This is a genomic window from Streptomyces sp. NPDC004031, from assembly GCF_053604375.1.
In genome coordinates, this window is sequence record NZ_JBSGHL010000037.1 from 1 (window position 1) to 24,892 (window position 24,892).

The 24,892-nt window shown below is 72.0% G+C and carries 28 protein-coding genes; 7 read left to right on the forward strand and 21 right to left on the reverse strand.

The genetic code is table 11. The features are described from left to right. The 4 genes from tap to ACWERV_RS22895 all read right to left on the reverse strand — a co-directional run. The coding region (tap, locus tag ACWERV_RS22880) for a telomere-associated protein Tap (RefSeq protein ID WP_452936137.1) at positions 1-1,697 on the reverse strand (1,697 nt) is incomplete at its 3' end. A gap of 145 nt (positions 1,698-1,842) precedes the next feature. Then, the gene (locus ACWERV_RS22885) at positions 1,843-2,508 is read right to left on the reverse strand and encodes a hypothetical protein (RefSeq protein ID WP_452935909.1); all 666 of its coding nucleotides are present in this window, start codon (positions 2,506-2,508) and stop codon (positions 1,843-1,845) included. A 79-nt stretch (positions 2,509-2,587) separates the two neighbouring features. Continuing rightward, positions 2,588-2,833 carry a hypothetical protein gene (locus ACWERV_RS22890; RefSeq protein WP_452935912.1) on the reverse strand — a complete coding sequence of 82 codons (246 nt, stop codon included), beginning with the start codon at positions 2,831-2,833 and terminating at the stop codon, positions 2,588-2,590. Positions 2,834-2,890: 57 nt separating this feature from the next. After that, positions 2,891-3,283 carry a DUF3846 domain-containing protein gene (locus ACWERV_RS22895; protein ID WP_452935915.1) on the reverse strand — a complete coding sequence of 131 codons (393 nt, stop codon included), beginning with the start codon at positions 3,281-3,283 and terminating at the stop codon, positions 2,891-2,893. A gap of 355 nt (positions 3,284-3,638) precedes the next feature. Here ACWERV_RS22895 and ACWERV_RS22900 point away from each other — a divergent pair, with 355 nt between their 5' ends. Together ACWERV_RS22900 and ACWERV_RS22905 are read left to right on the forward strand one after the other, a co-directional pair. Next, entirely contained in the window at positions 3,639-5,297 is a 1,659-nt protein-coding gene (locus tag ACWERV_RS22900; RefSeq protein ID WP_452935918.1) for a 3'-5' exonuclease, read from the forward strand. Between the two features lie 60 nt (positions 5,298-5,357). Next, positions 5,358-5,588 (forward strand): hypothetical protein, encoded by a 231-nt coding sequence (locus ACWERV_RS22905; RefSeq protein ID WP_452935921.1) that lies wholly within the window; start codon positions 5,358-5,360, stop codon positions 5,586-5,588. A 52-nt stretch (positions 5,589-5,640) separates the two neighbouring features. On the opposite strand, the gene ACWERV_RS22910 is transcribed toward ACWERV_RS22905, so the two are convergent. Then, on the reverse strand, positions 5,641-5,853 hold the full coding sequence (locus ACWERV_RS22910; protein ID WP_452935923.1) for a hypothetical protein: 213 nt from the start codon (positions 5,851-5,853) through the stop codon (positions 5,641-5,643). Positions 5,854-5,933: 80 nt separating this feature from the next. Next, the gene (locus tag ACWERV_RS22915) at positions 5,934-6,353 is read right to left on the reverse strand and encodes a hypothetical protein (RefSeq protein WP_452935926.1); all 420 of its coding nucleotides are present in this window, start codon (positions 6,351-6,353) and stop codon (positions 5,934-5,936) included. A 117-nt stretch (positions 6,354-6,470) separates the two neighbouring features. Here ACWERV_RS22915 and ACWERV_RS22920 point away from each other — a divergent pair, with 117 nt between their 5' ends. After that, on the forward strand, positions 6,471-7,490 hold the full coding sequence (locus ACWERV_RS22920) for a PIN domain-containing protein (RefSeq protein WP_452935929.1): 1,020 nt from the start codon (positions 6,471-6,473) through the stop codon (positions 7,488-7,490). 18 nt (positions 7,491-7,508) lie between these two features. On the opposite strand, the gene ACWERV_RS22925 is transcribed toward ACWERV_RS22920, so the two are convergent. After that, the gene (locus ACWERV_RS22925; RefSeq protein ID WP_452935931.1) at positions 7,509-8,498 is read right to left on the reverse strand and encodes an ATP-dependent DNA ligase; all 990 of its coding nucleotides are present in this window, start codon (positions 8,496-8,498) and stop codon (positions 7,509-7,511) included. Between the two features lie 91 nt (positions 8,499-8,589). Between ACWERV_RS22925 and ACWERV_RS22930 the strand changes: the two genes are divergently transcribed. Together ACWERV_RS22930 and ACWERV_RS22935 are read left to right on the forward strand one after the other, a co-directional pair. Further along, a complete protein-coding gene (locus ACWERV_RS22930; protein ID WP_452935934.1) occupies positions 8,590-8,961 on the forward strand; it encodes a hypothetical protein in 372 nt (123 codons plus the stop codon). Between the two features lie 48 nt (positions 8,962-9,009). Next, positions 9,010-9,969 (forward strand): PIN domain-containing protein, encoded by a 960-nt coding sequence (locus tag ACWERV_RS22935; protein ID WP_452935936.1) that lies wholly within the window; start codon positions 9,010-9,012, stop codon positions 9,967-9,969. A 42-nt stretch (positions 9,970-10,011) separates the two neighbouring features. Here ACWERV_RS22935 and ACWERV_RS22940 read toward each other — a convergent pair whose 3' ends face one another. The 4 genes from ACWERV_RS22940 to ACWERV_RS22955 form a co-directional block, all read right to left on the reverse strand. Further along, the gene (locus ACWERV_RS22940; protein WP_452935939.1) at positions 10,012-10,347 is read right to left on the reverse strand and encodes a hypothetical protein; all 336 of its coding nucleotides are present in this window, start codon (positions 10,345-10,347) and stop codon (positions 10,012-10,014) included. Beyond that, positions 10,344-10,622 carry a hypothetical protein gene (locus ACWERV_RS22945; protein ID WP_452935942.1) on the reverse strand — a complete coding sequence of 93 codons (279 nt, stop codon included), beginning with the start codon at positions 10,620-10,622 and terminating at the stop codon, positions 10,344-10,346. The genes ACWERV_RS22940 and ACWERV_RS22945 overlap by 4 nt, the downstream gene beginning before the upstream one ends. Before the next feature lie 983 nt (positions 10,623-11,605). Then, positions 11,606-13,324, reverse strand: a complete 1,719-nt coding sequence (locus ACWERV_RS22950; protein ID WP_452935945.1) for a dihydroxyacetone kinase subunit DhaK — start codon at positions 13,322-13,324, stop codon at positions 11,606-11,608. A gap of 176 nt (positions 13,325-13,500) precedes the next feature. Next, entirely contained in the window at positions 13,501-13,926 is a 426-nt protein-coding gene (locus tag ACWERV_RS22955; RefSeq protein ID WP_452935948.1) for an ATP-binding protein, read from the reverse strand. A gap of 246 nt (positions 13,927-14,172) precedes the next feature. Here ACWERV_RS22955 and ACWERV_RS22960 point away from each other — a divergent pair, with 246 nt between their 5' ends. After that, positions 14,173-14,973: an MmyB family transcriptional regulator gene (locus tag ACWERV_RS22960; protein WP_452935951.1), complete on the forward strand. Its 801-nt coding sequence runs from the start codon at positions 14,173-14,175 to the stop codon at positions 14,971-14,973. Positions 14,974-15,033: 60 nt separating this feature from the next. On the opposite strand, the gene ACWERV_RS22965 is transcribed toward ACWERV_RS22960, so the two are convergent. From ACWERV_RS22965 to ACWERV_RS22980, 4 genes are all read right to left on the reverse strand, one after another. Further along, entirely contained in the window at positions 15,034-16,089 is a 1,056-nt protein-coding gene (locus ACWERV_RS22965; protein WP_452935954.1) for a PhlD, read from the reverse strand. Positions 16,090-16,614: 525 nt separating this feature from the next. After that, positions 16,615-16,917 carry an SH3 domain-containing protein gene (locus ACWERV_RS22970; RefSeq protein ID WP_452935956.1) on the reverse strand — a complete coding sequence of 101 codons (303 nt, stop codon included), beginning with the start codon at positions 16,915-16,917 and terminating at the stop codon, positions 16,615-16,617. Between the two features lie 322 nt (positions 16,918-17,239). Beyond that, on the reverse strand, positions 17,240-17,950 hold the full coding sequence (locus ACWERV_RS22975; protein ID WP_452935959.1) for a hypothetical protein: 711 nt from the start codon (positions 17,948-17,950) through the stop codon (positions 17,240-17,242). A gap of 17 nt (positions 17,951-17,967) precedes the next feature. Then, positions 17,968-18,195, reverse strand: a complete 228-nt coding sequence (locus ACWERV_RS22980; protein ID WP_452935962.1) for a hypothetical protein — start codon at positions 18,193-18,195, stop codon at positions 17,968-17,970. Between the two features lie 222 nt (positions 18,196-18,417). Here ACWERV_RS22980 and ACWERV_RS22985 point away from each other — a divergent pair, with 222 nt between their 5' ends. Beyond that, the gene (locus tag ACWERV_RS22985; protein WP_452935965.1) at positions 18,418-18,906 is read left to right on the forward strand and encodes a GNAT family N-acetyltransferase; all 489 of its coding nucleotides are present in this window, start codon (positions 18,418-18,420) and stop codon (positions 18,904-18,906) included. A 138-nt stretch (positions 18,907-19,044) separates the two neighbouring features. Here ACWERV_RS22985 and ACWERV_RS22990 read toward each other — a convergent pair whose 3' ends face one another. From ACWERV_RS22990 to ACWERV_RS23015, 6 genes are all read right to left on the reverse strand, one after another. Further along, positions 19,045-19,239 (reverse strand): hypothetical protein, encoded by a 195-nt coding sequence (locus ACWERV_RS22990; protein ID WP_452935968.1) that lies wholly within the window; start codon positions 19,237-19,239, stop codon positions 19,045-19,047. Positions 19,240-19,334: 95 nt separating this feature from the next. Next, complete coding sequence (locus tag ACWERV_RS22995) at positions 19,335-20,837, reverse strand: hypothetical protein (protein ID WP_452935969.1); 1,503 nt, start codon at positions 20,835-20,837, stop codon at positions 19,335-19,337. 86 nt (positions 20,838-20,923) lie between these two features. Continuing rightward, on the reverse strand, positions 20,924-21,307 hold the full coding sequence (locus tag ACWERV_RS23000; protein ID WP_452935972.1) for a WYL domain-containing protein: 384 nt from the start codon (positions 21,305-21,307) through the stop codon (positions 20,924-20,926). Positions 21,308-21,533: 226 nt separating this feature from the next. Then, positions 21,534-21,752, reverse strand: coding sequence for a hypothetical protein (locus ACWERV_RS23005; RefSeq protein WP_452935975.1), 219 nt, complete (start codon positions 21,750-21,752; stop codon positions 21,534-21,536). A gap of 259 nt (positions 21,753-22,011) precedes the next feature. Next, the gene (locus ACWERV_RS23010) at positions 22,012-23,019 is read right to left on the reverse strand and encodes a DUF6292 family protein (protein ID WP_452935978.1); all 1,008 of its coding nucleotides are present in this window, start codon (positions 23,017-23,019) and stop codon (positions 22,012-22,014) included. 415 nt (positions 23,020-23,434) lie between these two features. Then, the gene (locus ACWERV_RS23015) at positions 23,435-24,799 is read right to left on the reverse strand and encodes a transcriptional regulator (protein WP_452935981.1); all 1,365 of its coding nucleotides are present in this window, start codon (positions 24,797-24,799) and stop codon (positions 23,435-23,437) included. Between the last annotated feature and the right edge of the window lie 93 nt (positions 24,800-24,892).

Genomic DNA, 24,892 nt, shown 5'->3' on the forward strand with positions numbered 1-24,892 from the left:
AGGAAGTCGGCCGGGGACAGACCGGCGGTGACGCCGAGGTCGGCCATCGTCTGCTTGTAGGCGTCCGCGAGGTGCTTGTACCAGGGGTCCAGGTACGGACCCGCCTCCCGCCGGACGTAGGCCACGAGCGGGCGGAGCTCCACCGATAGCCCAAACTGGTCGATCAGCTCCTGCGCGTAGGCGACGGTGGGGGTGGCGTACCAGGCCGGCCCCTCCGGTCGGCGGCCGTGCGGCGTGAATGGCGACGGCAGCCGCGGGTCCAGCTCGATCCAGGACAGGTCGACCATCCAGGACCCGGGCACCGCCTTATCGAACCGCGGCGCCTTCACGTACTCCGGCGCCCCGAGGCCGACCATCAGCCGGTTCGCGGCGGCGAGGAACGCGGTGTTCACGTCGACGCCGACCGCGAACTGGCGGGAGCACTCGGCATCGGTGAGCAGCTGGGTGGGGCGGATCCAGTCGAACGCCTCCTCATCGAGGACTTCCGCCGCGGTGCGCGGCTGGGCGGCCGGGTACAGCCCGTGCACGACGGGGTGTTCGTCGGGGGCTTCCGGCGGCGCCGGATTGACGGCCGCGGTGAGCGAGCCGGGCACCGGCCCGGACACCCACGTGTCGGTCGCCTCGTCCTTCACCGCGCGAGTCGGCGGCCGCAGAGCCGTCATGAGCTCCAGGCCCGCCACAGCGGTGGAGCCGCGCGGGGTCAACACCCGGGAGGCGTAGGCGGTCAGCACGCGGGCGAGCTCCGCCGGCGGCATCTGGTCGGCGTCGCCCCACGCGCGGGCGTCCAGCGCGCCCCACGGCAGCACGGCCAGCTGCACGCACTGCCGTTCGCTGCCCTTGGCCGGCCGGTAGACCCTGGCCCACGGCCCGAACCCGCGCTTCGTCAGCTGCCACTTCGCGCGCGTGATCTGCTTGACGACCTTGTGGTCCTCCGGCAGCCGCATGGACCGGCGATCCTCCAGGCGCTCCGGCAGGCCCAGCCGCGCGGCGGCCGCGGCCGTCACCACGATCAGCGGGTCGGAGTCCTTCCCCGAACGGTGCAGCCGGCTCGCACCGAGTCGGGCTTCCGCCAGCGTCCACTCCACCAGCTCCGGCACCGACGCCGCGGGGCACTCCAGGACCAGGCCGCCCGCGCAGTACAGCTGCCCGTCGCCGTCCAGCACGCCGAGCGGGCCGTGCGCGAACCGCGGATCGACCGCGACAGCGGCGAGGGAAGACGAAGCCGGGGTGGCTGCGGGCTTCGCGGGCGCCTTCCGCGGCGCTGGCCGGCTCGATGCCGTCGTGCTCCTGGCGGCGGTCGCCGAACGGGGCGCCGTGCTCCTGGCTGACGTCGCCGCCCGGTCCCCCGCGGCGGGAGGGGGCGGCGGACCGGCGTCGGCCTCAGGGGCCGCGACCGCGGGTGGTTCGGGGACAGGCGGCGTTGGCGCGTTGACCGGGTCCGGTGTCGGGAACCGCTGCGCGAGGCCTTCGAGTAGCCGGGCGTAGGCGGCGCGCTGCGGCGGCCGCGGGTCCCGGGTCCCCGCCTCCCAGCTCCCGACGGTCTCTCGGCGAGTGCCGAGCGCAGTGGCGACCTGGGTCTGACTCAGCCCCGCGGCCTCCCGCAGCCGCCTGCGCTCGGCAGATGGCGGAAGGTCGTCGGCCGGGACCTGCTCCAGCAGCGCGTCAACCGCACTGAACAGCTCGTGCTCCGTGGACACGGGGCTCACCTCCACGAGGAATCTATCACGGATCACGCATTCAATCTAACGCGGATCGCACAGAAGGCAGGTCTCTCGCGCGAGGGTTGTGAACCGACGTCGGCACGATCTCCCCGGCCGGGACGGCCAGCAGGTCCACCGTTGGTCAACTCGGGTCGGCGGGCAGGAGCTGATTGCCGGTCCGCTGCCAGTAGCCCGCCGGGGCGCGGTCAGCGCGGTCGTGGAATGTGCCTGTGGGGTACCAAAGGAACTCCTCGCCGTCGTCGAACACCATGAACTTGGCGTCCTGGTCAAGCTTGGATTCTTGGCCGGGCGGGAGGTCGCGTACGTCCACGAGCCGGTGCGATCTGCCGCCGAACCAGAACAGGTCGCCGCGCGCGAGATCGGTGTAGCGGATGGTTACGAGATCGCCCGGCCGAAACTGGCGCCACAGGCGAACGCCGATGTCCGCACAGGCCGCGAGCAGTTTGCCGTAGATGGCGAGGAACACCTCGTCGGTCATGCCGAGCGCGGTGTCCGTCCCGCAGCTGGAACCGGTGATGTGGACGCCGCCGCAGATGCTGGGGCCGTCAGCGCCGAAGCGGGCGGCCAGCGCGGTGGCAGCTCGGTTTGCTGGTGTCGCGCTGGCGGGCTGGTAGTGAAGCTCAGCTCCGTCGGTGAGCGTGAGCGTGGCGTACGGCGCAGACCCGGCCAGTGCTTCGGGAAGATTGAGCGTTGCGTCCGGCAGCCCGAAGATCTCATGGATCAGGTGATTCGGGTGCAGAACGAAGAAACAGGAGAAAACGTGCGGGTTGGAGTGATCGAAGGACACAGTTGACTCCTGAGGAGATGTGATTTCGGGTCGCGGGCCTGCTACCAGCCCCCGTGCAAGAAAATTTCACGGACCTTAGTTACATGCGGTCGGTGACATCGCCCCGGCCCGGCGGGAAGGGGGTGGCGCAGGCCTGCGCCGCGGCGGCGTCCGCGTCGGGGGCGTCGACGTTCGCCGCCCAGCGGGTGAAGTCGTCTTCGCTGGTGCACAGGAGGGCGATGTCGTTGGCGTGCGAGCCAGGCAGTACGGCGGCGACCAGCAGCGTGGACGGTTCCACGTCCAGGCGCAGTCCGATGACGGTCCAGGTCTTGAGTGGGTGCGTCACGTGGGAGACCTCGGGGTGTCGGCCGGGGAGCCCTGCGCGGGCCCCCCGGTGGATGGGTCAGTGGCAGCGCTGGCGCGGGATGTGGCGAGGGCGCTGGAGGAAGTTGTCGAGCAGCGTGAGGGTCTGGTCGAGGTCGAGGCCGAGGATGCGCCCGGCGGTGTCGGCGCCTGCGGTGACGACGACGTCGCCGTACCTGGGCGGCAGGGGTGCGTACAGCGACAGGAGCGCGGAAGCAGGACCGTTGACGCGATGGCCGAGGACCGCGGCGGACGGGTCGTGCCAGGCGGTCAGCTTGAAGGCGGGCTCGGCGGCGAGGTCGGCGGAGCTTGCGATGTCGCAGCGCAGGGCATGCTCGGGAGTGTTGACGGTGGGATCCCAGGGCAGGAGGCGGAAGTTCCCGGTGGGCTGGATCACCAGTCCGTACGAGCGTGGGGACGGGGCTGCGGGCATAGCTGCTCTCCTTGGAATCTGGGCTTGCGCTTCGGACCGTCGGGGGTTCTGCCACGAAACCGCCAACAAGAAAACTATACCGCACTTCCATCACTTGGGCGCGCGGAATGAGGGTCGCGTCGCAGGTCAGATCTTGATCCGCTTGCGCCAGACCGGTCCTGCGTCCCTCATGTGATCGAACTCCAGCCGCCCGGACCGCGGTTGGGAAACCTGGCACCCGGCGCTCCGCCCCTGTGGTGCGGGGCGGGTGCACCGCCTTCGGCCCACATCAAGCGGCGTGCAATGCGACGCACCACCGCGTCTCAGGTTGACTCGCGTGATTACACTATGTAGTCATATAGCTACGGGAGGGTTCATGGCGTCGAAGAGGAAGGGCTTCGGGCCCGTGCAGCTCGCCACTCACGCGGGGCTGGAGAACTGGCACATCGACCGGGGCAGGGTCCGCGGGCTGGTGCCCGCCCCGGCCCTGCCGTCCGGCCGCTGGTCCGACGAGCAGGCCGACGAGCTGCACGCGCGCCGCGAGGAGGTGATCGAGGCCCTGGGCACACACCCGGGCTACGGCGCGAAGCGCGGCGCGCAGATGCTCGTCGAGGCCCTGTTCGACGAGCAGGTCGACGTCTGGTACAGCGACGTCGAAGATCTCGTCGAGCGCGGACTGCTCGACCGCGTCGGCTCCTACAAGGACTTCGACCTCTACGACCCGCGGCAGCTCTCCGCCCCCACGCCCGAGATGGCCGCGGCGCTGCGGGAGATCATCGCGGAGCGCACGGCCTGGCTGGAGGAGTCCCTGCGCACGCGCGAGGCCGCGGGCCGCTGCGGCTTCACCGTCGCGGAGTTCGAGAAGGCGGCGCGCGAAGCCGGTGTCGCGATCGGTCGGTGGGAGCGGTGGGCGCTGGCCGACGTCGAGCGCCTGGCCGACAACGCCGACCTGGGCGACGACGTACGCGCTGCGCGGCTGCTCGGGCCCGACCTCGCCGCGCAGCACCTGGAGATCCGCCGCGTCGACTTCGACCACTGCGTGCAGGCCGGATGGATCGCGCCGGTCTCCAGCACCGTTCGCCGCTACGGGGTCCGCCGCGACGTCGAGGTGCCGCTGTACCAGGTGGGCGACCTCGACTCGATGCTCGACCTCCCCGGCATCGACTGGGAAGCCGTGCGCGCGACGCCCCCGGGGCGGCCCTCCCCCCTCGCGGAGTTCGTGCGGCTCGCGCCCACCCGCGCGGCCCGCATGCACGCCCTGGCCCAGCAGGTCACCGAACGCTTCCACGTGCCCGCCTGGGCGCATTACCACCCCGGCCCCGACCGCTGGACGCTCGACTGGCTGCCCGGCGAGCAGGACGGCGCCAGCGGCCCCGCACTCGCCGACGTCAAGCAGTTCGTCGCCGCGGCCGGCCTCTCCGGCGGCGTGACGCTGCTCAGCGAGGCGATCGCCACCGTGCACTGGGCCCGCGCCATGCTCGCCCCCGGCCGAGCGGTCCTGGTCGACACCGAGACCACCGGCATCCCCGGGCACCTCGTCGAGGTCGCCGCCGTCGACTGCGCGACCGGCGACGTCCTGCTCGACACCCTCGTACGCCCCGGCGAGCCGATCTCCCCCGGCGCCCGCGCCGTGCACGGCATCACCGACGCCGAGGCCGCCGACGCCCCCACGCTCGCCACCGTCCTGCCCGACCTGCTCGCCGCCACCCGGCAGCGCACCGTGCTCGCCTACAACGCGGAATTCGACCGGCAGTGCATCACCCTGCACTGCCACGACGAAGGCCTCGACCCGCGGCCCCTGGCCGACCCTGCCACCTGGGACTGCCTGATGGAGAACCGCTCCGGCTGGGAAGGCACCCGTCAGTGGCTGCCGCTCGGCGGCGGCACACACCGCGCTCTCGGCGACGTCCGCGCCGCCCACCGGCTGCTGCGCCGCCTGGCCGAACCCCCCACCTGGGCCCTCCCCGCACACCTCCGCCCCACCGTCCCCGAACAGCAACCCGCGGACCGCACACCCGCCGGACGCCCGGCATAGGAGAATCGACCTGCACGCGCCCGACCGGCCAGCACACATCGCCCCGACAGGAGACACACCGTGAACGTTTCCCCCGACCCGATCACAAGTCGGGAAGAAGCAGCGGTGGAGCGGGAGAAGCTACTCGACTTCTTCGCACGCGGACTGTGCTGCGCCGTGGCCCACCGCGACGAACCGAGCGAGGAAGCACTCGCAAAAGCCAAAGCAGTCGCCGATGACTACCTGTCCGCCTACGAAGAGTGGATGGTGCAACTCGCCGCACGCAACGCAAGCAAGGGCCCGACGCACTGACCACCCAACCCGCACGTCCCGTGAGCGGAGAGGCCGTCCGCGGCGCCTCCGCTCACGGGACGACAGGCGCGGGCGCCGCCGCCTCGTCGGCCGCCTCTTCCAGGGTCCGCACAGCCGACCCGAGCGAGGTGAACGCCGCCCTGAGCTGGAAACTCACGCTGGGCGTCATCTCGTCCAGCTCGTCAAGTGCGTCACGTACGCGCTGCTGGAGCGCCTCGACTTCGGCGGCGAGGGTGCGCAGGTGGCTGGCGGATCCCTGAGACATGGCTCTCCCCGGAGTAGCAGATGCGCGACCGCGTCAGGCTACCGTGCAGGATCCCCAAATACCGGACGAACGCCCGCATTTCACTCCTCTCCCGCCCAGCTCCGCCCGAGACACAACGTGCACGGCTTCGTGTCCTTCCACATCAGCATCCCCGCCGCCTGCCGCGCCGACTCCAGCCGGGTCACCCGCTTCCGGTCCGTGCTCGCCCTCGGCACCTCCCAGCACTCCACATCGTGAACCTGTGCCGAAAGCGGGTCCCCCCTCAGGTTGAGATCCGTCACGATCGCGTACACCCTCTCCCGCACCCGCGGCACCCCGCTGTAGTCCTCCCCCGCCAACCGCACCACCGCATCACCCGGCACCTCGACCGGCCCCTCCACCTCTACCGACGCCACCCACCGCCCCGCCGCCCTACGCGTCCACCCCAGCAGCCGCGCACCCACGACCTGGCCCCCGGGCATGACGACCTCGACCCGTGGCCCAGACGATTCATCGTGCATACGTTCGATATTAGGGGCTGGGGCTCAGAGGACCACTCCCCTCACCGTCTCCCGGTGACCGCAGCGACAGCACGAAATCCCGCGGTGGCCGGTCAACTTCCGCCCTACGATGCCGAGATGAACGATTTGTCGCCGACTGGACAGCGCACCCTTTACCAGCGCGGGACGCTGCGCCGCGCTCTGCTGGACACCTCCGTACTGACCACGGACATCATCGCGGCCACCCGGCGGCGCAAGCTGTCTTCCTTCGTCGCCGGGGCGCAGGCCGGGACGGTGCGGTGCCTGATCCCGTTGCACGTGTGGGAGGAAGTACCGCGCGTGCTGGCCGACCGGCACCGTGAAGGGGGCCGCTTCGACCTCGGGCTGGCGCTGGAGCTGTGGCAGTCCCAGTACGCGCCCGTCCTGTACGTCGTGGACGCCACCGGCCTGCCGATGACCCCGGAGGCGGAGGTTCTCCAGGGCCGGGACGCCTCCGACGTGCCGATGCTGCTGCTGGCCGGGGTGATCGCTCCGGTGGTCCTCATCGGGACCGACGCGGACCTGGTCGACAGCGGCCTCGCGTCCAGCGACTATGTCGCTCTGCGCGCCGCCCTCGGGCACGTGGGGGTGACCGAGGGCAGGATGGACGATCTGGAGCGGCAGGCCGGCGTCGTACTCACCGTCACGGGCCGCGCGGTCCACGCGGTGGGGAGGGTCTGGGTCAACCAGGCCAAGCCGAAGCAGCTGGCGGCCGTGGTGGTGGTCGGCGCGGTGGTGGTGGGGGCGCTGCTCTGGAACGAGAAGAAGGGCCCGCGCGTCCCCTCGCAGCGGCAGCCGGTGCTGCCCGTGCTGCTGGAGCACGCCTCGTCGCGGGTGGCCGCGCTCAGCGACCGGCACACCCGTGGTGAGGACCTGTGGCGGCAGGCGGAGCTGGGAACGCCCGGCGACACGCTGCTGCACCAGGTCGCCCGGACCCTGGTCGGCTCCCGGGAGCACCTGACCCGCACGGCGATCGTGGAACGCCTGGGCGACGCCGTCCCCGGCGCCGGGCACACCGCGCGGATGGCCGCCGTCCAGGACGTGCTGAGCACGCACGCGATGTTCGTGGACGTCACCGGCCGGGGGCACTGGCAGGTCGGCCGCCTCGGGGGCCGCTGACCGGTCCGCACCACGCTCTCAGCCCTCGTCGCGGCCTTTCACCGGCGGCAGATCCTCCGGTGAAAGGTCCGGGCGCAGGCGCACCCACCGCACGCTGTGCCGCCACCCCCCGCCCGCGACCCGGGAGGCGTCCGCGCTCACCTCCGCGACCACCTCCGGGGCGACCAGCTCCACCGCCAGGACCTCGTGCGACCCCCACGCCGCGGAGAACCGCCGCCCCTCCCACGGATGGCCCGGCAGTGCCGAGCGCAGCACCGCGCCCAGCTCCACCGCCTGCGCTGCCGACAGCCGCGCCGTACGCCCCAGATACCGCAAGCGGCCCGCGGCGTCCCACCGGCCCAGCAGCGCGATCCCCGGGCGGCTCACCGCTCCGGTCACCGCCCCCACCACCGCTTCGCGGGTGTCGCGGACCCGCCATTTGCGCCACCCGCCCCGCCCCGGCCGGTAGGTCCCGCGGGACGGCTTCAGCACCAGGCCCTCGATCGTGTCCGGCGCCCACTGCTCCAGCCACGCCCGCGCCGTCGCCGCCTCCGACGTCGACGGGCACAGATTCAGCGGCGGCCGCACCGCGCCGGAGACGAACAGGTCCTCCAGCACCTCGCGGCGGTGCTCGTACGGCTCCGCCGTCAGCGATCGCCCGCCCAGGCGGAGCACGTCGAAGACGATCAGGGACGCGGGCTCGCGCGCGACCAGCGCCGCCACCCGCGCTGGCCGGCCGCCCAGCCGCGCGGACAGCCGCCCGAAGTCCAGCCGCCCGGCCGCCCAGACCACCAGCTCGCCGTCGACCAGGCTCCCCGGCGGGAGCTGGGCGGCCAGGGCCGCGGCCACCTCCGGGAACCCGGGCGTCAGGTCGGTGCCTCGCCTCGACCGGATCACCGCCGCCCCGTCCTCGAACCTGCCGCACAGCGCCCGCCAGCCGTCCCACTTCGGTTCCGCGACCAGCGAGCCGTCCTCCGGCAGCGCCCACTCCTCCACCGGCACCGCCACCATCGGCTCGGGAATCTCCACACCCCCACCCTCACCCCCGCCGCCCGGCACGGCGACCGCGGCACCGCGCGGCACGAGCACCAGGTGCTGCCGCCCGCCGTACGGTGACCCGGTGACCCACCCCGCCCCCGCAGCCGACCACCGCGCCCGCGCACGAGCCGCCCACAAGCGCCTGGTGCGCGCGGCGTCCAACGCCCGCCGGGTGCCCGGCTCGTGCCCCGCCGACGACCTAACCCTCGTCGCGGCTGGGGTCCTGGCCCGCGCGGCGCAGCTCGCCGCCGCGGCCGGCGAACTGCCCGCGGGCCTGGACGGCGACGCCGCGCTCGGCTGGCGCGCCGCCCGCGACGCCATCGTGCAGGCCCTGGCGGGCGCCGCCGACCACCAGGGCGCCCGTGTCCCCACCGGTCCACCCCCGCCGCCCCGGCCCCGGCAGACCGCCGTAGTCCCCCCGGCCACGATCGACTGGTCCCAGGACCGCCCGTAGATCCCGAAAGCCCGGCCCACCGTGCCCGTCGACTGGCAGGATCACCGCATGCTCATAACCCCCCAGCCCGGCGCCGGTCGCAACCGCATCGCGGACACCCTCCAGGAAGTCCACCGGGGCGCCAGCAACATTCGAAGCGCGGGGCCGCGCGACGCCGACGAGCGCTTGCTGCACTACCTGGAGTGGGCCAACGACTCGGCCCGGCAGCTGCGCGGCCAGATCAGCGAGGCGGACATCGACCGACTCGTGCGCACCCGCACCCACGGCCAGCTCCTCGGCGGCGCCGGCAGCTTCGCCGAGCGCCTGCTGAACGGGCTGGTAAACCTGGAACTCGACGAGCGGACGGACGCTCTCCAAACCGCCCTCGACACCTTCCACGAGCACATCACGCGGTGGGGCGGGCCGACCTGGCTGGCCGTCGCCGACTCCAGCTTCTACCTCAACAGCCCCGACCCGCTCGCAAAGACAGATCTCCACAAGATCATGGGGCTGCCCACCGACGAGGAGATCAACCTGCTGTTCCCCATCGTGGTGGTCGACGAACTCGACCGGCTCAAGGAATCCGGACGCTCGCACGCCCGATGGCGCGCAGGCCACACCCTGGGACTCCTGGACGCGATCATCACCAACGGCACCAGCACCACCGGAACGCTGCACCCGGCCGCGCCCGGCGAAGGGGCCTCCATCCGCGGCGCCGTCTACGCCGACCTCGTTCTCGACCAGCCCGGCCACGTCCGGCTTCCTATCGAAGACGACGAGATCATCGACCGGGCAGTCGCCATCCAGGGCATCGCCGCCCGCGAGGTTCGGCTGCTCACCTGCGACACCAGCCAGGCCAACCGAGGCCGCGTAGCCGGGCTGAAGGTCACCAAGCTCCCCCACACCGCAGGAACCGGCGAAGAACCGCCGCGCGACCGCGACGGCAACCAGCCCCGCGGGAACGGCACCCGCGGACAACGCAAGGACCGCCGCGACGCCGAAGCCGCCCAGCCCGAACCCGGGACGTGATCAGGAAGACGCCGCACGGCACCGCCGCGTGCGCGGCGGCAGTCAGCCCTTCGGGCCCCGAATCCCGGTCACGGTGAGCACCGGCGGCTGCGCGGCGGAGCTGACCATGTACGTCACGGCCAGCGCGCCGAGCAGCGCCGTCCGATCGGCCTCGGAGTCCGCCGTGCGCGCCAGCGACAGCCCGCCGTACGGATCGGCGGCCAGAGCGTCGAGCGCGTCCAGCAGCTCGCCCAGCTCGGTATCGGCCAGCAGCGCCCGCATGCTCTCCCGCGACAGCACCCCCGGCGGAATCCCCGTCAGCCGGTCCGCGCCCTCGACCTCGCGCAGCTCCCGGCGGGCGGAGTCGGTGAACACCACCCGGTAACCGCCTCGCGTCACAGCAGGTCCGCCAGCGCGGGGAGGACCTCGCCCAGCTTGTACGTCGGCACGGCGCCTTCGCGTACCGCGGCCGCCGCCGAGTCCAGCCCGGGATCCGACGCGGCCTGCGCCACCGCCGCCCACCGCGCCACCAGAGCGAACAGACCCTCGGGCGCCGTCTCGTCGAGTTCCCGCTCGAACCGGCCCCGCAGGCCTTCCGGCAGCGCCTCCTTGACCGCGCCGACCGTCCGCGGGCGGTCGACGGGACCCCGGTACTCATGGGGCTGGGCAGTCATACGGCGCCTCCTCCGGCGGGCGGGACGACTCCACCGTACGCGGCCCACCCCCCCGGCGTCAGCCGCCCGCCCGGTCAGCTCACCCCGCCCGCGTTCAGGGGATGCAGGTCAGAGGATCCGGAAAATGAAATGGTGATCGTGAAGTGCCATCTGACGTGCAGCTTTCGGCGATTGGCCGTATGCTGCAAACGCAAAGGCCCGCACCTGGCTGGTGCGGGCCCACTCTGCGGAGCCGCCGGTCTTACTGGGGCCAGAACACGACGATCGCTTCCAGCCCTAACTGGAGTACAGCAATCAACGTGCGCCTTCGGTCCCAGTCCGGCGGTTTCGTGCGTCGATGGCGCCCTCGGCGTCTACGCCTCGGCATACGCCCTCCTTCCTCCCGTGGTGTACAGCACTAGCTCCGCACACCCCAAAAAGAGGTGTGCAGAGCTAGCCACTGCGCAGCGCACGCCAGGACGGACAGGCCCCAAGTCGGCACGTCCACGAGCACTTTATCTCACGGCGGGGCCCCGAACGGACGATCATCACAGTTTTCCCCGCGGTACCGCCATGACCTGCAAAGATGCTCCAGCGGCCCGGCATCCGACTTCTACTCGGACTTTCCTTGGAGTAGACGCGGGAATCCCGCTTCATTCCACGGGGATTGAACTCCATCCCCGTGGATTGGAAACGACGCATATAACTTGCTTATTTTCCTCGGAAGCGTAAATTAATGGATAACCGGCACCCGGCTTCAGTGCAGGTCAGAGCACGTGCCGGGCCGGGCGGAGGGGTCGGAGCCGGGCGGGAACAGGCATACCATGCTATGCGATCGGCATATGCCAAATGCATGCCAGCAACTCTCACCGCTCACCCCGGGCAGACGCCCGTCAGCCCAGCCGGGGTCTGCTCGCGCCGCGACGCGGTCCGACCGGCTGCGCCCGCCGGCCGAACCGCCCGTGACAGCAGCCCGGCGTCGACGACCGCCGCCGTCCGCCCCCTCAGTTGGCGGGCTTGACGATGTATCCGGGCGCGGGCAGCCGGACGCTGAACCGGTGCTCGTACGTCTCGGCCAGTGCCACCAGGAGCAGCGCGACGCCGGTCGCGCCGGGGTCGGGCGTGCCGATGACGCGGGTTCCGACGTAGCTGGAGCGGCCGCGCTTGCCGAGCAGGTCGGCTGTGTGGCGGGCTCCGGCGATGGCGGCCAGCGCTGCGGTGGTGAGGTAGTCCTCGTCCTCGTCGCGGGCTCGGGTCAGTGAGCGGACCGCCGGGGTCAGGGCGTCCACCATGGTGCGGTCGCCGAGCTGGGCTCCGCCGACGCGGCTGATCGTCTCGGTTGCGTCCGCGAGCGCGGACGCCGTGGCCGTCAGGGTGGGGCGCTCGCCGTCCGCGCAGGCGGCCGTGACGCCGCCGAGGCTGGTCAGCAGCAGGCCGAACAGCGGGCCGGACGTGCCGCCGACGTGGTCGAGAAACTCTTCCCCCGCTGCGGCGAGGCCGTCCTCGCGCGTGACGGCTACCCGGGCGGAGCCGCGCCTGAGCCCGAGGAGCAAGTTGTCGGCGAAGTCGCCGTCGCCTGCGGTCTGGTCGAGCGTGGTGAGGGCGCCGCGGACCTGGGTGATGATCTCGGCGTAGCGGTCCAGGACGGCGGAGCTTCCCTGGCGTTGCCGGGGAAGGGTCGTGCGCGAGGTGTCCGGGCCGGTGATGAGAACGGGCGCGGCGGCGGCCTGCGGCCAGGCCGTCAGCGGCACGTCAACGGGTGCTTGCCAGAGCTTCGTCCAGCCGGGCGCGAGCTGCGTGACCGTGATCGACACTCCGGCGGTGTCCAGCGCGGTGGCCAGGGTGCCGGTCAGCACCGCGGCGACCTCCACGCCGCGCGCCGCCAGCTGCTCGGCCGCGACCGCAGCGACCGCGGCCAGTTCGCCGGGCGACGTGGCGCCGAGGCCGTTGACGGCCAGGAGCACGCCCTCCTCGGCCGCCGGTCCGTCGCACACGGCCAGGTCGTCGAGGATGCGGTGCACCAGGTCCTCGACCCGCGGGCGGGCGACGGTCTGCGCGGCCCGCTCGCCGTGGATGCCAGTGCCGTAGTCCAGGTGATCGACCGGCAGGCCGAACGCGGGCCGCAGCGTGGACGGTGAGGTGTGGGGGCGGGCGCAGACCCCGAGCGTGCGGGAGCGCAGCACGACGCGGTTGCCCAGCTCGACCAGGTCGTCCAGGTCGGCGCCCTGGTCGGCCGCCGCCCCGACCAGCTTCTCCACCACGACAGCGGCAGCGGTCCCGCGGCGGCCGATCCCGGCCGACGCCGAGGCGATGTCGTCGCTCACCACGACGTGATCGACGCGGACCCCGCGCGCGGCCAGCCGCTCAGCAGCGGCCCGGAAGTTGATCAGATCGCCGGTGTAGTTCTTCACGATCATCAGCACCCCGCCGCCGTACGCCTCGGCCAGGTCCGACCCGGCCGCGACGATCTGCCGGTTGTGCGGAGACGCGAAGACCTGACCGGGGACCACGGCGTCCAAGCCGCCGGCGCCGAGCAGACCTATGTGCAGCGGGTCGTGGCCCGAGCCGCCGCCCGACAGCAGTCCCACCCGCCGACCGGCAGCAGGAGCCGTGGCCCGCAGGTAGAGGGGTTCCTCGCACAGGGCGAGGGTGTCCGGGTAGGCCATGGCCCAGCCGCGGCATGCCGTCAGCACGGCGTCGGTCTCCGGCAGGAAGTAGCTCACAACAGCTCCGATCGTGGGTGCTCCGCCGGGCCCTGGGCGGGGAGACCCGGGCCCGGCGGTCTCCGGCGAGGGGGATCCCGGTCAGGGCGATCAGGGCGCCCTTCCGGGTGGCCGGAGGAATCCGTCTCCCGCCCGAGGCAGAACGGGAGACGGGCTCAGGGGTGGTGGACGGGGGGTCAGGCAGCAGCAGCCGTCGTAAGGACGGTGGCCCAGGCGGTGGTACCGCCCGGCTGGCGGGTCCAGCCGCAGCGGGAGGCGACGGTGCTGGTGATGGCCAGCCCGCGGCCGTAGACGCCGTCGTCCTGGTCCGGGCGCCGCGTACGGGAGCTGGCCGGACCGCCGTCGTGGACCTCGACCTGCACCTCACCGGCGCGCAGCAGCGCCAGGCGCGCGCGGATCGGACCGCGGGCATGCAGCAGGCTGTTGCTCACCAGCTCGGACAGCACCAGAACGACGTCGTCGACGGTGGCGGCGCTGATCTGCTCCGTGGCGGACCAGGAGCACAGAGCGGACCGGGCCCACAGGCGGGCGCGGCGCGGTGCGACGGGGTGGCGGGTCAGGGTGGTGCGTACGTGGGCCTTCGGGGCGACTCCGACGATCATGCTGACTCCCAGGATCAGGGGCGTTGATCTGCGGCGTTACGGTCACCACACTGCTCGGCGGATGCACCGGAAGTCCGGCACGTCACAGTTCCGGCACTCCCAGTTCCGGTAACAATCCGTAGCCATGTTGACTTCGAAAGGTAATAGTCGCTGATGGCGGGCTTGCTCGCTTCCGCCATTACGTGAGTACGCTGATGCGCAGGATTTCGGCGGAATTTACCCTGGCTTTACGGAGGGAGTAGCCGCGTGAGCAGGGACGATGAACAGCGCGCCGATATCGGCGCGATGCTGCGCGCCGTACGCGAACGGCGCGATCCCGCGCTGGTGCCGGGACTCGCCGCGGTTCGCGTCCGCGCCCGCCACTACGTCACCCAGCTCGACATGGCCATGCTGCTCCGGGTGTCCGAGCGGTGGTACGGGGCTCTGGAGCGCGGCGAGCAGCGCAACTTCGGCCGGACGATGCTCGACGGGGTGGTGCGCATCCTGGACCTGGCCGCCGACCAGGCCGAGACGCTGTACCGCCTGCACGGCCACGAGCCGCCCCGCGTCCGCGTCATCACCCCCGATCCCCTGCTCGTCCAGCTCGTCCAGGACCAGCGGAACTGCCTGAGCTACCTCAGCGACGAGGCGTGGGACGTCGTCGCCTACAACGACCTGGCTGCGCTGCACTGCCCGTGGATGGCCCGGCCCGGGGCGAACGTCATGACCTGGGCCTTTTCTCCCGACGCCCGCTACCAGATGCGCGAGTGGGAAACCGCCTGGGCCGTCCCGATCCTGTCCGAGCTGCGCGCGGCCTGGCAGCGCAACCCCAACAACAAGCGCCTGGGCGACGTCGTCGCCGAGGTGCGCACCCAGCCCGAGGTCCCCGAGCTGTGGGAGCGCACCGCGCACGTCCGCACCCCGTACCAGGCCCCGCGGCCCATGCACCTGCCGCTGGTCAGCGCCGAGCCCGTCGCGGTCCACCTGCTCGCCCTCGGCCCCTACGGAGCCACCGACATGCGGTGGGTCTGCATGACGCCGGCCGATCCGGAGATCCACCTCACCTGACGTCAGGCGGGGGCGAGGACCGGGTGGTCGACCCGGGGCTCGACCCCTACGGTGACGCCTTCAGCTCTCGGCGTGCCCGGCCCACACCCCGCGGACGGCCGCCCCGAAAAAGCCCGGCCCGAACCCGGTCACCAGGCCCGGGGCGCCGTGGCGCGGCGGGGCGCCGTGGTGACGGCGCAGCACGTCCAGCGCGGCCGGACCGCCGACATTGCCGTGCTCGCGCAAGGAGGCCCAGGCGTGCCCGAGGTCCGGGGCGTCCGGCAGACCGACCGCCTGGGACTCGATGATCTTCGGCCCGCCGGGGTGCGCCGCCCACCACACCGGCCACGCTGTCGGGCCGGCCGTCTTCAGCCACTCCACCAGGTGCGGCATGCACGCGCCGACCGCTCCGAGCGACGCCGCCGTCGAGGCGAAGTGCTGCCCGCACTCGTCGAGGTTCATGGAGTAGTAGGTGCTGCTGTCCGGCAGGAGGTGCGTCCACGAGTCGAGGACGCGCAGCCCCGGGCCGCGCCAGTCGGAGGTCACCACCACCGCGGCCGCGCTGTCCCCGAACAGCCCGGAGTACATCGCCGGGACGATCCCCGGCTCAGCCGGGCGGTAGCAGCTGCTCAACGCCTCGGCGACCACCAGCAGCACCCGGCGGCCCGGCCGCGCCGCGACCAGCTCCGCGGCCAGCGCCAACCCCCACGCCCCCGCCGTGCAGCCCACCTGCGTCACCGGCACGTGCACCACGCCGGGCCGAAGGCCCAGCTCGCCCGCCAGGTGCACCCCGAGCCCCGGCATGGACACCCCGCTGGAGTGGATCGCGATCAGGCAGTCGATCTCCTCCGCCTCCAGGCGCGCCGCGCCCAGCGCGCCCCGCCCCGCCTCCGCACCGAGCCCGAACACCGCGTCGACCGTCCACGCGTTGCGGGCCGCGATCCCCTGCGGCCGCCTCAGCTCCTCACGCGGCAGCGACCAGAACCGTTCCTCCACGCCGAGGCTGCGCACGATCCGCAGCGCGGCCGCCCGGCCCGGCTGCCCCTCCTGCGCCACGGCGATGTCCTCCAGCACCGCGCTGGTCGGCACCCGGTGCTCCGGCAGCGCCACCACCGGACAGCTCACGTATGCAGCCATATCCGCTCCTCGGGCCGACATCGACGCGAACCACTCGATCCGCACCATGTCACCGCCGTGCCCTGGAAATCGCCCTTACCACCGACCACCCTCCGAAAAGGCGACTCACACGCTAATTCGCCCGAATTCAGCGGCTCATCGCCCACCGGCACGCACTCGCCAGCCCCGCCGGGATCTGGCCGTACGTCCGTCCCGCCGCGCACACGGCGCGGCCGGACACCGCCGGCGCCGTCGCCCGCGCCAGCCCGTGCGGAGCGGTACGCCGCGAGCCCGCCGCTGACCGGCTGCGAACACCGGGCGGGACCGCCCGCTGCGGGCGCTCGGAGTCACCCGCGCTCTCGGTCGCCCCCGACGTCGGCGCGGTTCGCTCCTCAGCCGCAACGCCGAGCTGCACAGCGCCCGGCTGCGGGGTCACCACCGCCATCGGCGGCCTGCCGGCCCCGGACGGCCGCGGTCCCGGAGCGACCGTCGTGCACGCCGCCGCAGCGAGCAGCGGAACCAGGAACACCCACCGCGACCACGCGATCAGTCCAGATGCGTGCACGGCACCACCTGCAAGTAGGACGCCGCCGCCCACCCCTTCGCTCCCGGCTGGGCCCCGGCGCTCCCCCACCGTTCCAGCACCGTGACCCGGTACCAACCGCCCTGGTCGCGGTCCGCGTCGACCAACGAGTCCTTCGACATCAGCGCCACCACCCCGTACTGCGTTCCCGGTCCGCCACGCAGCCGCAAGGCGTCGACCGTCACCTCGTACCCGCACCTGCTCACCGCGCGCGGCTGGCCAGTTGCCGCCGACACCGGCACAGCGGCAGCACCGAACACGGTCACGACCAGAGCGGCCGCGGTCGCGGTCGCTGCGACTCCCGTTGCGTCCACGGACGGCTAACGCGGCGCGGGTCGGCTGGACCACGGGTGCCGGCCCGGCATCACCCGAGTGGTGGAGGACGCATTCCACCTGGGTCTTCGGTCATCACACGGGAGGCGTTGACGTACACCGCCGCGGCGCAGATCTGGGGTTTCGTGGCCCGGCCGGATGTGGTCGTCCGGCCGGGCCACGAAGGCGGTCAGGCTGACGCGGACATCGGACTCTGCTGGCGCCGAGCAATATACGATCTCGCCGAGTGCTCCGGCCGGGCGTCACGCTGCGTGCTCACGGTTGCTGCTCCCTCGCCCGCAGAGAGCGCAGGGGCAGTGGGCGAGTGGTGCCTCCGCGGCGGTCGCGGAGGATCGAGACGTCGCCGAGGAGGGCGCGTAGCTCCTCCTCCTCGTGCTCTGCGTGGGCGTATCGGTCGGGCAGCGTGGCCAGGAGGTGCTTCCACTGGCGCTGGCCGGCGCGGACACATGCGCCACCGCAGTTGTTGTGCGCGAAGCCCAGTTCGTACAGCCGCGGGGGCTTGACGCCGAGGCGGCGTACCTCGTTGAGTAGTTCGTCCTTGGTGGCGTCCGGACCGTCGGCGAGTGGGAATTCGACGGTCCAGGGCTGCCAGTTGCGGACGATGGCGGGGATGCGGTTGCGGTCGTGCTTGTTCGGTTCGATGCCGACGTACGCCGTGGCGCGGTCCGGCGGTGCGTTCGTCTCCATCCATTCCCGGCAGGGCTGCTGTTTCAGCAACTTGGTGCACGGGGCCAGTCGGTCATTGCCGAGGAAGCGCTGGTCACGGAAGACCTGCCAGGGGGTACGGCCGTCGCGGACGATAGTCAGCGGGACCCCCAGGAAGGCGGAGGCGTCGTCGCTGAAGCGCCAGAGGTCTTCGTCCTCGACACGGGTGTCGGCGATCAACAGGGTCATGCCGGCGGTGCCATGGCGTTCAGCGACTTGGACGGCCGCGAGGAAGGAGCCGACGCCTCCGGAGAACTGCACGGCATGCTGGTGCGCGCTTACGGCGCACCCTCCCCGTGGTTCTGGCGGGCGCTCGTCTGGTGACATGTCGCCTCGTGATCAGCAACCATCTCGATGAGCACCAGGAGGGTGTCACCGGCTTCGGCGTCGCACAGGCATTCCCCGCATCGCGTGTGCGTCAGCTCCAGGTCGCTCTTGACCAGGTCATCCGAGGCGAGCAGCGGGTAGTCGTCCCAGGGCACATCGAGGCGCAGAGCGCTGGGCATGAGCATTCGCTCCTGTCTGTCCGCGGGCGAAGAGGAGGGTCTGGGCTGCCCCGCCCCGGCCGGATCGGAGTGATCCGGCCGGGGTCGTTCCCTCTTGGACACAGGGTCTCCCTGATGATGAGGTGGGGGCTCTCGGACATCGGCGCCTACCACCGGCACCAACAAGAAAATTATACCGCACTTACATCATGCTCAGGTGGTGAAACCGTCTACGGTGACCCCATGGCGATCACCATCACCCGGATGGCGGGCGACTACGACAGGGCCGTTGACGAGGGCCTGCGCGCCCTGCTTGTCGAGGAGGACTGGGCGAGCCGTGCACGTGTCGAACCTGTGCGCGGTAGTGAGGAGCGGCTCTACGTCGCGCTGGACGACCACAGGGTGGTCGGTTTCGTCGAAGGGCACGTCGAGGTCTCCAGCGGGTTCGAGAACGGTCAGTACCCGCCGCCGCGGGGCCGGATCGTGAACCTCCTGGTGGTCACAGCGCACCGCCGTTCGGGGACCGGAGCCGCCCTCGTCCGCCGGTTCGCAGCCGACTGCGCAGCGGCCGGTTGCGACAGCGTGGTGCTGTTCCCGAACCAGCACCGGCCGGCCGGGCGCCTTGCCTTCTTTTCCGCCTGCGGCTTCCTCCCGATCAGCGGATCGGCGATGCTCGGCGCGACCACCGCGGCGCTCACCGAACGCGTCACTCCGCCTCCGGCGGGGGGCTGAGCGCTGGGCCCGGAAGGCTCCGGACGGACCCCCGCGGCCGCTCACTGCCCACGGCGGTTGCTCGGTGGCGGCGCCGGATCCTTCCGCCGTCCCGGTCGGAGTGGGGGAAGGGCCCGGAAGAGGACCGGCGAGACCGGGTCAGCGCACGATTTGCACGGTGAGAGGCAGTGCGTCGACGATCGTCCCCTCCTCGCACTCGAAGGCGTCGCCATCGGTCTCGAAGACCTCGAAGCCCGCACGTTCCAGAGCCGCGCGCAGCTTGGCGAGCGCCTGCTCCGATGAGTCCGCTTCGAGGTTGGCGATCACGCCCACTCGGGTGTTCCAGATGGTCATTGGGTCCTCCCTGGCAGCGTTGATGTAAGCGGCGCCCCCGCCGCGTAGGCCCGCGGTGCCGCGGCCGCGGACGTACAGACCGCCGGTGGCCGACCTCAGGCGATCAAGGTGACGCCGGCGACCGTGCGCGCGCGGCGCACGGGCGGGGCTCCGGACGTCTTCTTCCTGCGCGGAGCTTCAGGGAGAGGTCGCAGGGGGCGGTAGACGGTGCCGTGGCGCAAGGTCAGCGCCGTCCAGCGGGCCTCGAATCCGGTCCGCTGTTTGTCCGCGACGCCAGCGGGGGCGGCGACCAGGTAACCGGAGGTCGACGGCAGCGAGTCGCCTGGCTTGAGATAATGGGCTCGCTCGATCCCGGACAGTTCTCCCCGCTCAAGTTGTGCTTCGCGGCGGCGGCCGTAGGCGCGGACCAGCCGCTGTGCGGTGGCCCGGTCGCCTTCCCACAACGTGCGCACCGACCGCCACGCCTGACCTTTCCGGAGCGGGCCGCGACAGGTGCTGTCGGATTCGCAGTAGGGCAGATGAGCGTCGTTCGTGCCCTGGCCGACGATGTGGTGCCGCTTGCGGCAGCGGGCGGTGCGCTCGTACCGGCACCACCACCGCGGGGTGTCGCACTTGCTGCCGTGCCAGGCGCGACAGTCTTTGGTGCGGCCCACGGGAACAATGCGGCGGACCTCGTAGACGGCGTACCGGGCCTGGCTCAGGGCCTGCTCGAACGTTCGCAGGATGTCGGCATTGCGACCGTCCGCGGTAAGGCGGCGAACGAGGGAGTCCGCGCCGTACATGGCCATGCGCTCGTTGAGCGCCATGCTGACGTGCTCCATGCGCAGCACGTCGGCGGCCAGGTGGGGGTAGTCGCGCAGCCGGTCCTCGTGCGCGTCGCGGGAGGCGCAGACGCCGCTGAAGACACAGAAGGTGCAGTACGACTTCTTGATCGGTTCGCCGAGCTGCTGCAGCACGTGCGCCTCGACGGCGGCCCGATCGAGGCGGGCCAGGATGAGCGGGTAGTGCGGCTCGCAGATGGTCCGTCCAGCTTCGGTGTTCAGCTGGCGCTGGATCTTCGAGTCCTTCTCGGCGCGCCCCAGTTCGCCGTAGTGGTACCCGATGACGCGGCGGTACGACTCGGTGCCGAACTCCGCGGCAGCCCAGGTGTCCAGGCACCATCCCTTGAAGCGGATGCTGCACGTCCTGCGCCCGTTCGCGAGCTGGGGAACGGTCCCGGCAGTGGAGAGTTCGTCGGCGAGGCGCCATGGGCCTTCCGCGATGACGCGCCGGGGAGCACGGGTGTCGCTGAGGACCAGGACGCCGTCGGCGTCGCGCGGACCACCGCGGGCGATCTGGACCAGGCGCACCTTCGCCGCCCTGATGCGGGGCAGGACGAGGCGGTTGGCGTACTCCACGGTGTCCGGCCACTCCCCGCTGGTCACGGCGTGGACGATGACAAGGTCGGACAGGTCGGGTTCCAGCCCGTGGCGGACCGGGTCGGCGAGGAAGCGGAGCAGGACGTCGGTGCTGTCGGCACCGAGACCCCAGTTCAGGACGGTCTGCTGCTTGTGACGGAAGCGGTTCGGCCGCTGGCCGGAGGCAGTGCTCGCGGTCATGGAGGAACTCCCGAATGGCGGTGACGGGTGGATGCGCGCGCCGCCGCACGGGCCCGCCGTGGAAACGGGTCCGCGCGGCGGGTCGGTCAGCCAGCCGGAGGCGCGGGGCGGGAGTTCTGGTCGTCGCGGCCCAGTTCGCGGGCGATGACCTGGCCGGAGCCGCACGGGGCGGGGACGGGGCGGTCGTATCCGGCAGGCGGCGCCATAGTGAAGGAAACCCCCCGGTGCAGGGTGTAGGAGGTGATCTTCTCCGGGTGGAAGGTGCGGACGCTGCCGTTGCTGTGGTCGACGGCCAGCACGAGGATCCGGCCCTCGCCCGTGGTGTACACGTCGTGGACTTCGAGGGTGCGGACGGTTTCGGGCTCTGCGATCTTGGCGTAGGTGATGGTCACGGCGAAGCGGCCGACCATGGCGCGCAGCAGGTCGGCGAGCAGTGCGGTGAAGGGCTGCTCATGGGTCCTCTTGGACACAGGGTCTCCCTGATGATGAGGTGGGGGCTCTCGGACGTTGGCGCCTGCCACCGGCACCAACAAGAAAACTATACCGCACATACATCACCACGGGGGGTGCGACACGCGCCCATCTGCGAAAAGACAACCGGGCAGCAGGCAACGGGGATGCCGGGGGCCAGCTGGAGCGCCGTCGCTCGGAGTCCGGTATGGGCGACAGTGCCGTCTCCGCGCCGAGGACCCCGGCCTACGGCCGTCGTCGATGGCGCAGCCAGTCCCGCCAGAGCTCAAGGCGGTCGTGGCTGTCCTGCGGGATGAGGGCGTTGAGGACGGCGACCGTCGCGCCGGGCAGGGAGCAGACCAGGAGTACCCACCAAGGGGCGCCGCTGTACGCGAGAGCAGCCGGCGGGACGGCTGCGCCGACGAGGGGCAGCACGGTGCCGCGATTGGGCATGTCGGTCAGCACGCTCTGGGGACCTGACGGCGTGCCGACCCTCCTTCGCCAGTCATGGAGGCAAGCTGCGGTCATTCGGCGCCGCAGGCCCTCGGCGCCAGGTCTTTCGACGACGCTCTGAGTCCTTCGCCTCGGGGGTGGTGAGGCGCATCCGAGCGCACAGGTGCTTGACGCCATTTCATCACGGACCCGGGCGCGGAGGAGCGGGATCGGCGGGACGTCAGCGGCCGGGCCGGGCCGAGGCTGAAGGGCACCGCCGTGGCGACCGGGTTCATCCCCGGTGATCGGCGGGCGGACGTTTCGTCCCCCGGCGGGCATCGCTGAGGTCGGCGATCACCTCGGCCGGCGCCGGCGTGAGGCCCTTCCCGAGGTAGCGGATGCCTGGGCCCTCGGGCGGTGTGGTGTGGTCCTTCGGGATCGGGTGCAGTCTGCTCGTGGCGGTCCGCCATCCCCAGCGGTCGTCCCAGACCAGCGCTGCCGCGTCGACCGGGCCTTCCGCGCCGAGCACGAGGGACGCCGCGCACACATCGCCCTTCAGGACCTGGAACGTCGGCGCCTCGCCGCGCAGCGGGATGCCGGCATCGAGGAGGGCCTGGCGCACCGACTCCAGGTAGGGCTGTACGGCGCGCATCCGCTGCTCCACCGCGGCGGCCCGCACGGCGGTGCGGATCACCAGGCTGGGGTAGCCGAGCTGCCGAGCAGCCTCCTCCGGGGTCAGCCCCTGCCGGACCTGCAGCACGTCGGCGATACGCCGGCCGCGCGCGTCGACCAGAACCTTCTGGGCCGTGACGACGTGGACGCCCAGCTCCTCCGCGACCTCCTGGCCACTGATCTGCGGGCGGGCGTCGAGCAGTTCCGTGACCAGAGCGAGCATCTCGTCGCGCGGGACGATGTCGCCGCTGCCGGCCGGCCGGCCGGCCTTGCCCCCCAGGGCCTGGGTGAAGGCCTTCACCGCGCCGCGGGGCCAGTGCGCGACACCCCCGATGACCTCGGCCACGGCGCGCATCTGCGGCTCCTCGGCGTATCCGGTCCAGGTCTTCGGCGTGACGCCGCGCAGCTGCGCTGCTTCGTAGCGGTCCAGCAGGTCGTCGTCGGAGTCCTCGTCCGGCAGCGGCGGGAAGGAGCCGGTGGCCCGGAACTCGTCTACCTGCTCGGCGTCCCACAGCAGGGTGCGGCTGCCGGCCGAGCTGATGGGCGGCGGGTGCCCCTCCTGCTTGTGCAGGCCGCGGTTGCGGTACGTGGGCAGGGCAAGGCCTCGTTCTTTGGCCAGGTCAGCCATGGTGCGCACCTGGTCTCGGCGGTCAGCGCGGATCATCGCGGGTCTCCATAACGTGCGGGCCGCCTGCGAGAGCGGGCACCCGGGGGTCGTTGCAGGTTGGCCGGCCGAGGAGGTATCACCTCCTTGGCCGACAAGAAAATGATGCTGCCATTACATCACCGGGGAAGGGAAGCTTGGCACGCGTTCCGGCAAACTCGCTACAGTGGGTTGCGAGGTCATGCGTCGGGCTCGCTCCCGGGGTGTGTGCTTTCGGACGGCCGGTGTCCTTGCCACCCGCTTCGGCGGATTGGACGCCGGCCACCCTCATGTCTGGGACGGCGGCCGCCGTGCGGTCGTGCGGGGCGGCGCCGGAAATCATCCGCGCCACCCTGGCGCGGTGCTGGAAGTGGGCACAGCCAGCCGCGTAGTCCCGAGGTCAGCCGGTGGCGTGGAGGACATCGCGGATGACGGGTACGCCGCGGTGCCGGGCGAGTTTGGTGCGCAGGTCAGTGAGGGTGCTGGTGCCGCGGGCGGAGGTGATGCCGCCCATGCGGGCTACGGCGTCGTGGGCGGCGGCCGCGGCGGCGTCGAGGTCGCCGAGGTCGAGGTGGGCCTCGGCCAGCCGTGCGAGGTAGATCGCGTGCCCGCGGGGGAAGGCGTCGCCGTCGTACGCCTCGGCAGCGTGGGCGGCGGTCGCGTCCTGGAAGTGCCGCAGCGCGGTCGCGGGGTGGCGGAGGTTCAGGGAGGACGAGCCCAGCAGCTGGTGGATCTCGCCGCGGTTGACCCAGTACACGCACCCGGGGTCGTCAGCGACGGGCCCGGCGTGGTCGTAGGCGGCCAGGGCGGCGCCTGCGGCGCGGTCGGCGGCGCGGGGGTCGCCGGCGCGGGCGTGGGCGCGGCAGGCGCGGGCGTAGAGCATGGCGGTCATGCGGGGTGATCCGATGCGCGGTGCGAGCGACAGCGCGGTGTCGAGCAGGGCGATCGCGCCGCGGGGGTCGCCGTTGCTGTAGTGCTGGATCGCCCAGAAGGCGGCGGTGTTCGCGCCGGTGACCAGGTCTCCGGCTTCGGCGGCGGTGCGCAGGGCGGCGGCGTAGTGCAGCTCGGCGGCGGCGTGGTTGCCGGAGTCGTAGGCGGTCCAGCCTGCGGCGCGGGAGGCCTCGGCGGCGGCGCTGAAAAGGCGCTTCCGCACGGCCTGGCTGTGGGTGGTGCTGGTGATGGTGGTCTTGATCAGGTTCAGCTCGGCGAGGGCGGCGTCGTATACCTGGCCGGAGCCGATCCGGTCGTCGAGGTGGCGCAGGTCGTCCAGGCGCCGGTCGAAGAAATCGGCAATGCCGCCATCGATCTGGGGGCGGCGGGCCGCGGTGGGGGCGGCGGCAACCGCGGCGGCGGCATCGGACCACTGGGCAGCGACCGCACCGAGAGCGGTGGTCGTGGTGATCATGAACTTCCTGCGGTCCACCGGACCTCCAGTGATCGTCAGCGCGTGCAGGGCAGCCGTGGTGGTCCAGGGGGCGGTGACGACGGCGATGTCGTCGGCCGTGATGAGCAACAGCCAGCCGGGCCAGCCGTGCGCGTGGACGATGTCCGGGCCGCGGCCTTCGAGCGCGGCCATGGCCAGCTGCGTCTGGTAGGTGGGGGAGTGGGTGCCGGCGATCCACCGGCTGACCTTCTCCCTGCGGGTGGCCATCTGCCCGTAGCCCATGGCCTGGTGCTGGTCGGCGACCCGCCGCAGGTACGCCTCCGCCGTCAGGCCGCGTACGGCCAGCAGGTAGGCCAGGGGGTGCAGTTCCGCATCGGTCACGGGCGGCCCTTCTCGTGCGCATGGGCTTTTTCAGTGTCCCCCGGGGGCCCGTCCCGGGGAAGGGCGTCCGGGAGGTCGGCAACGGTCGGCAAC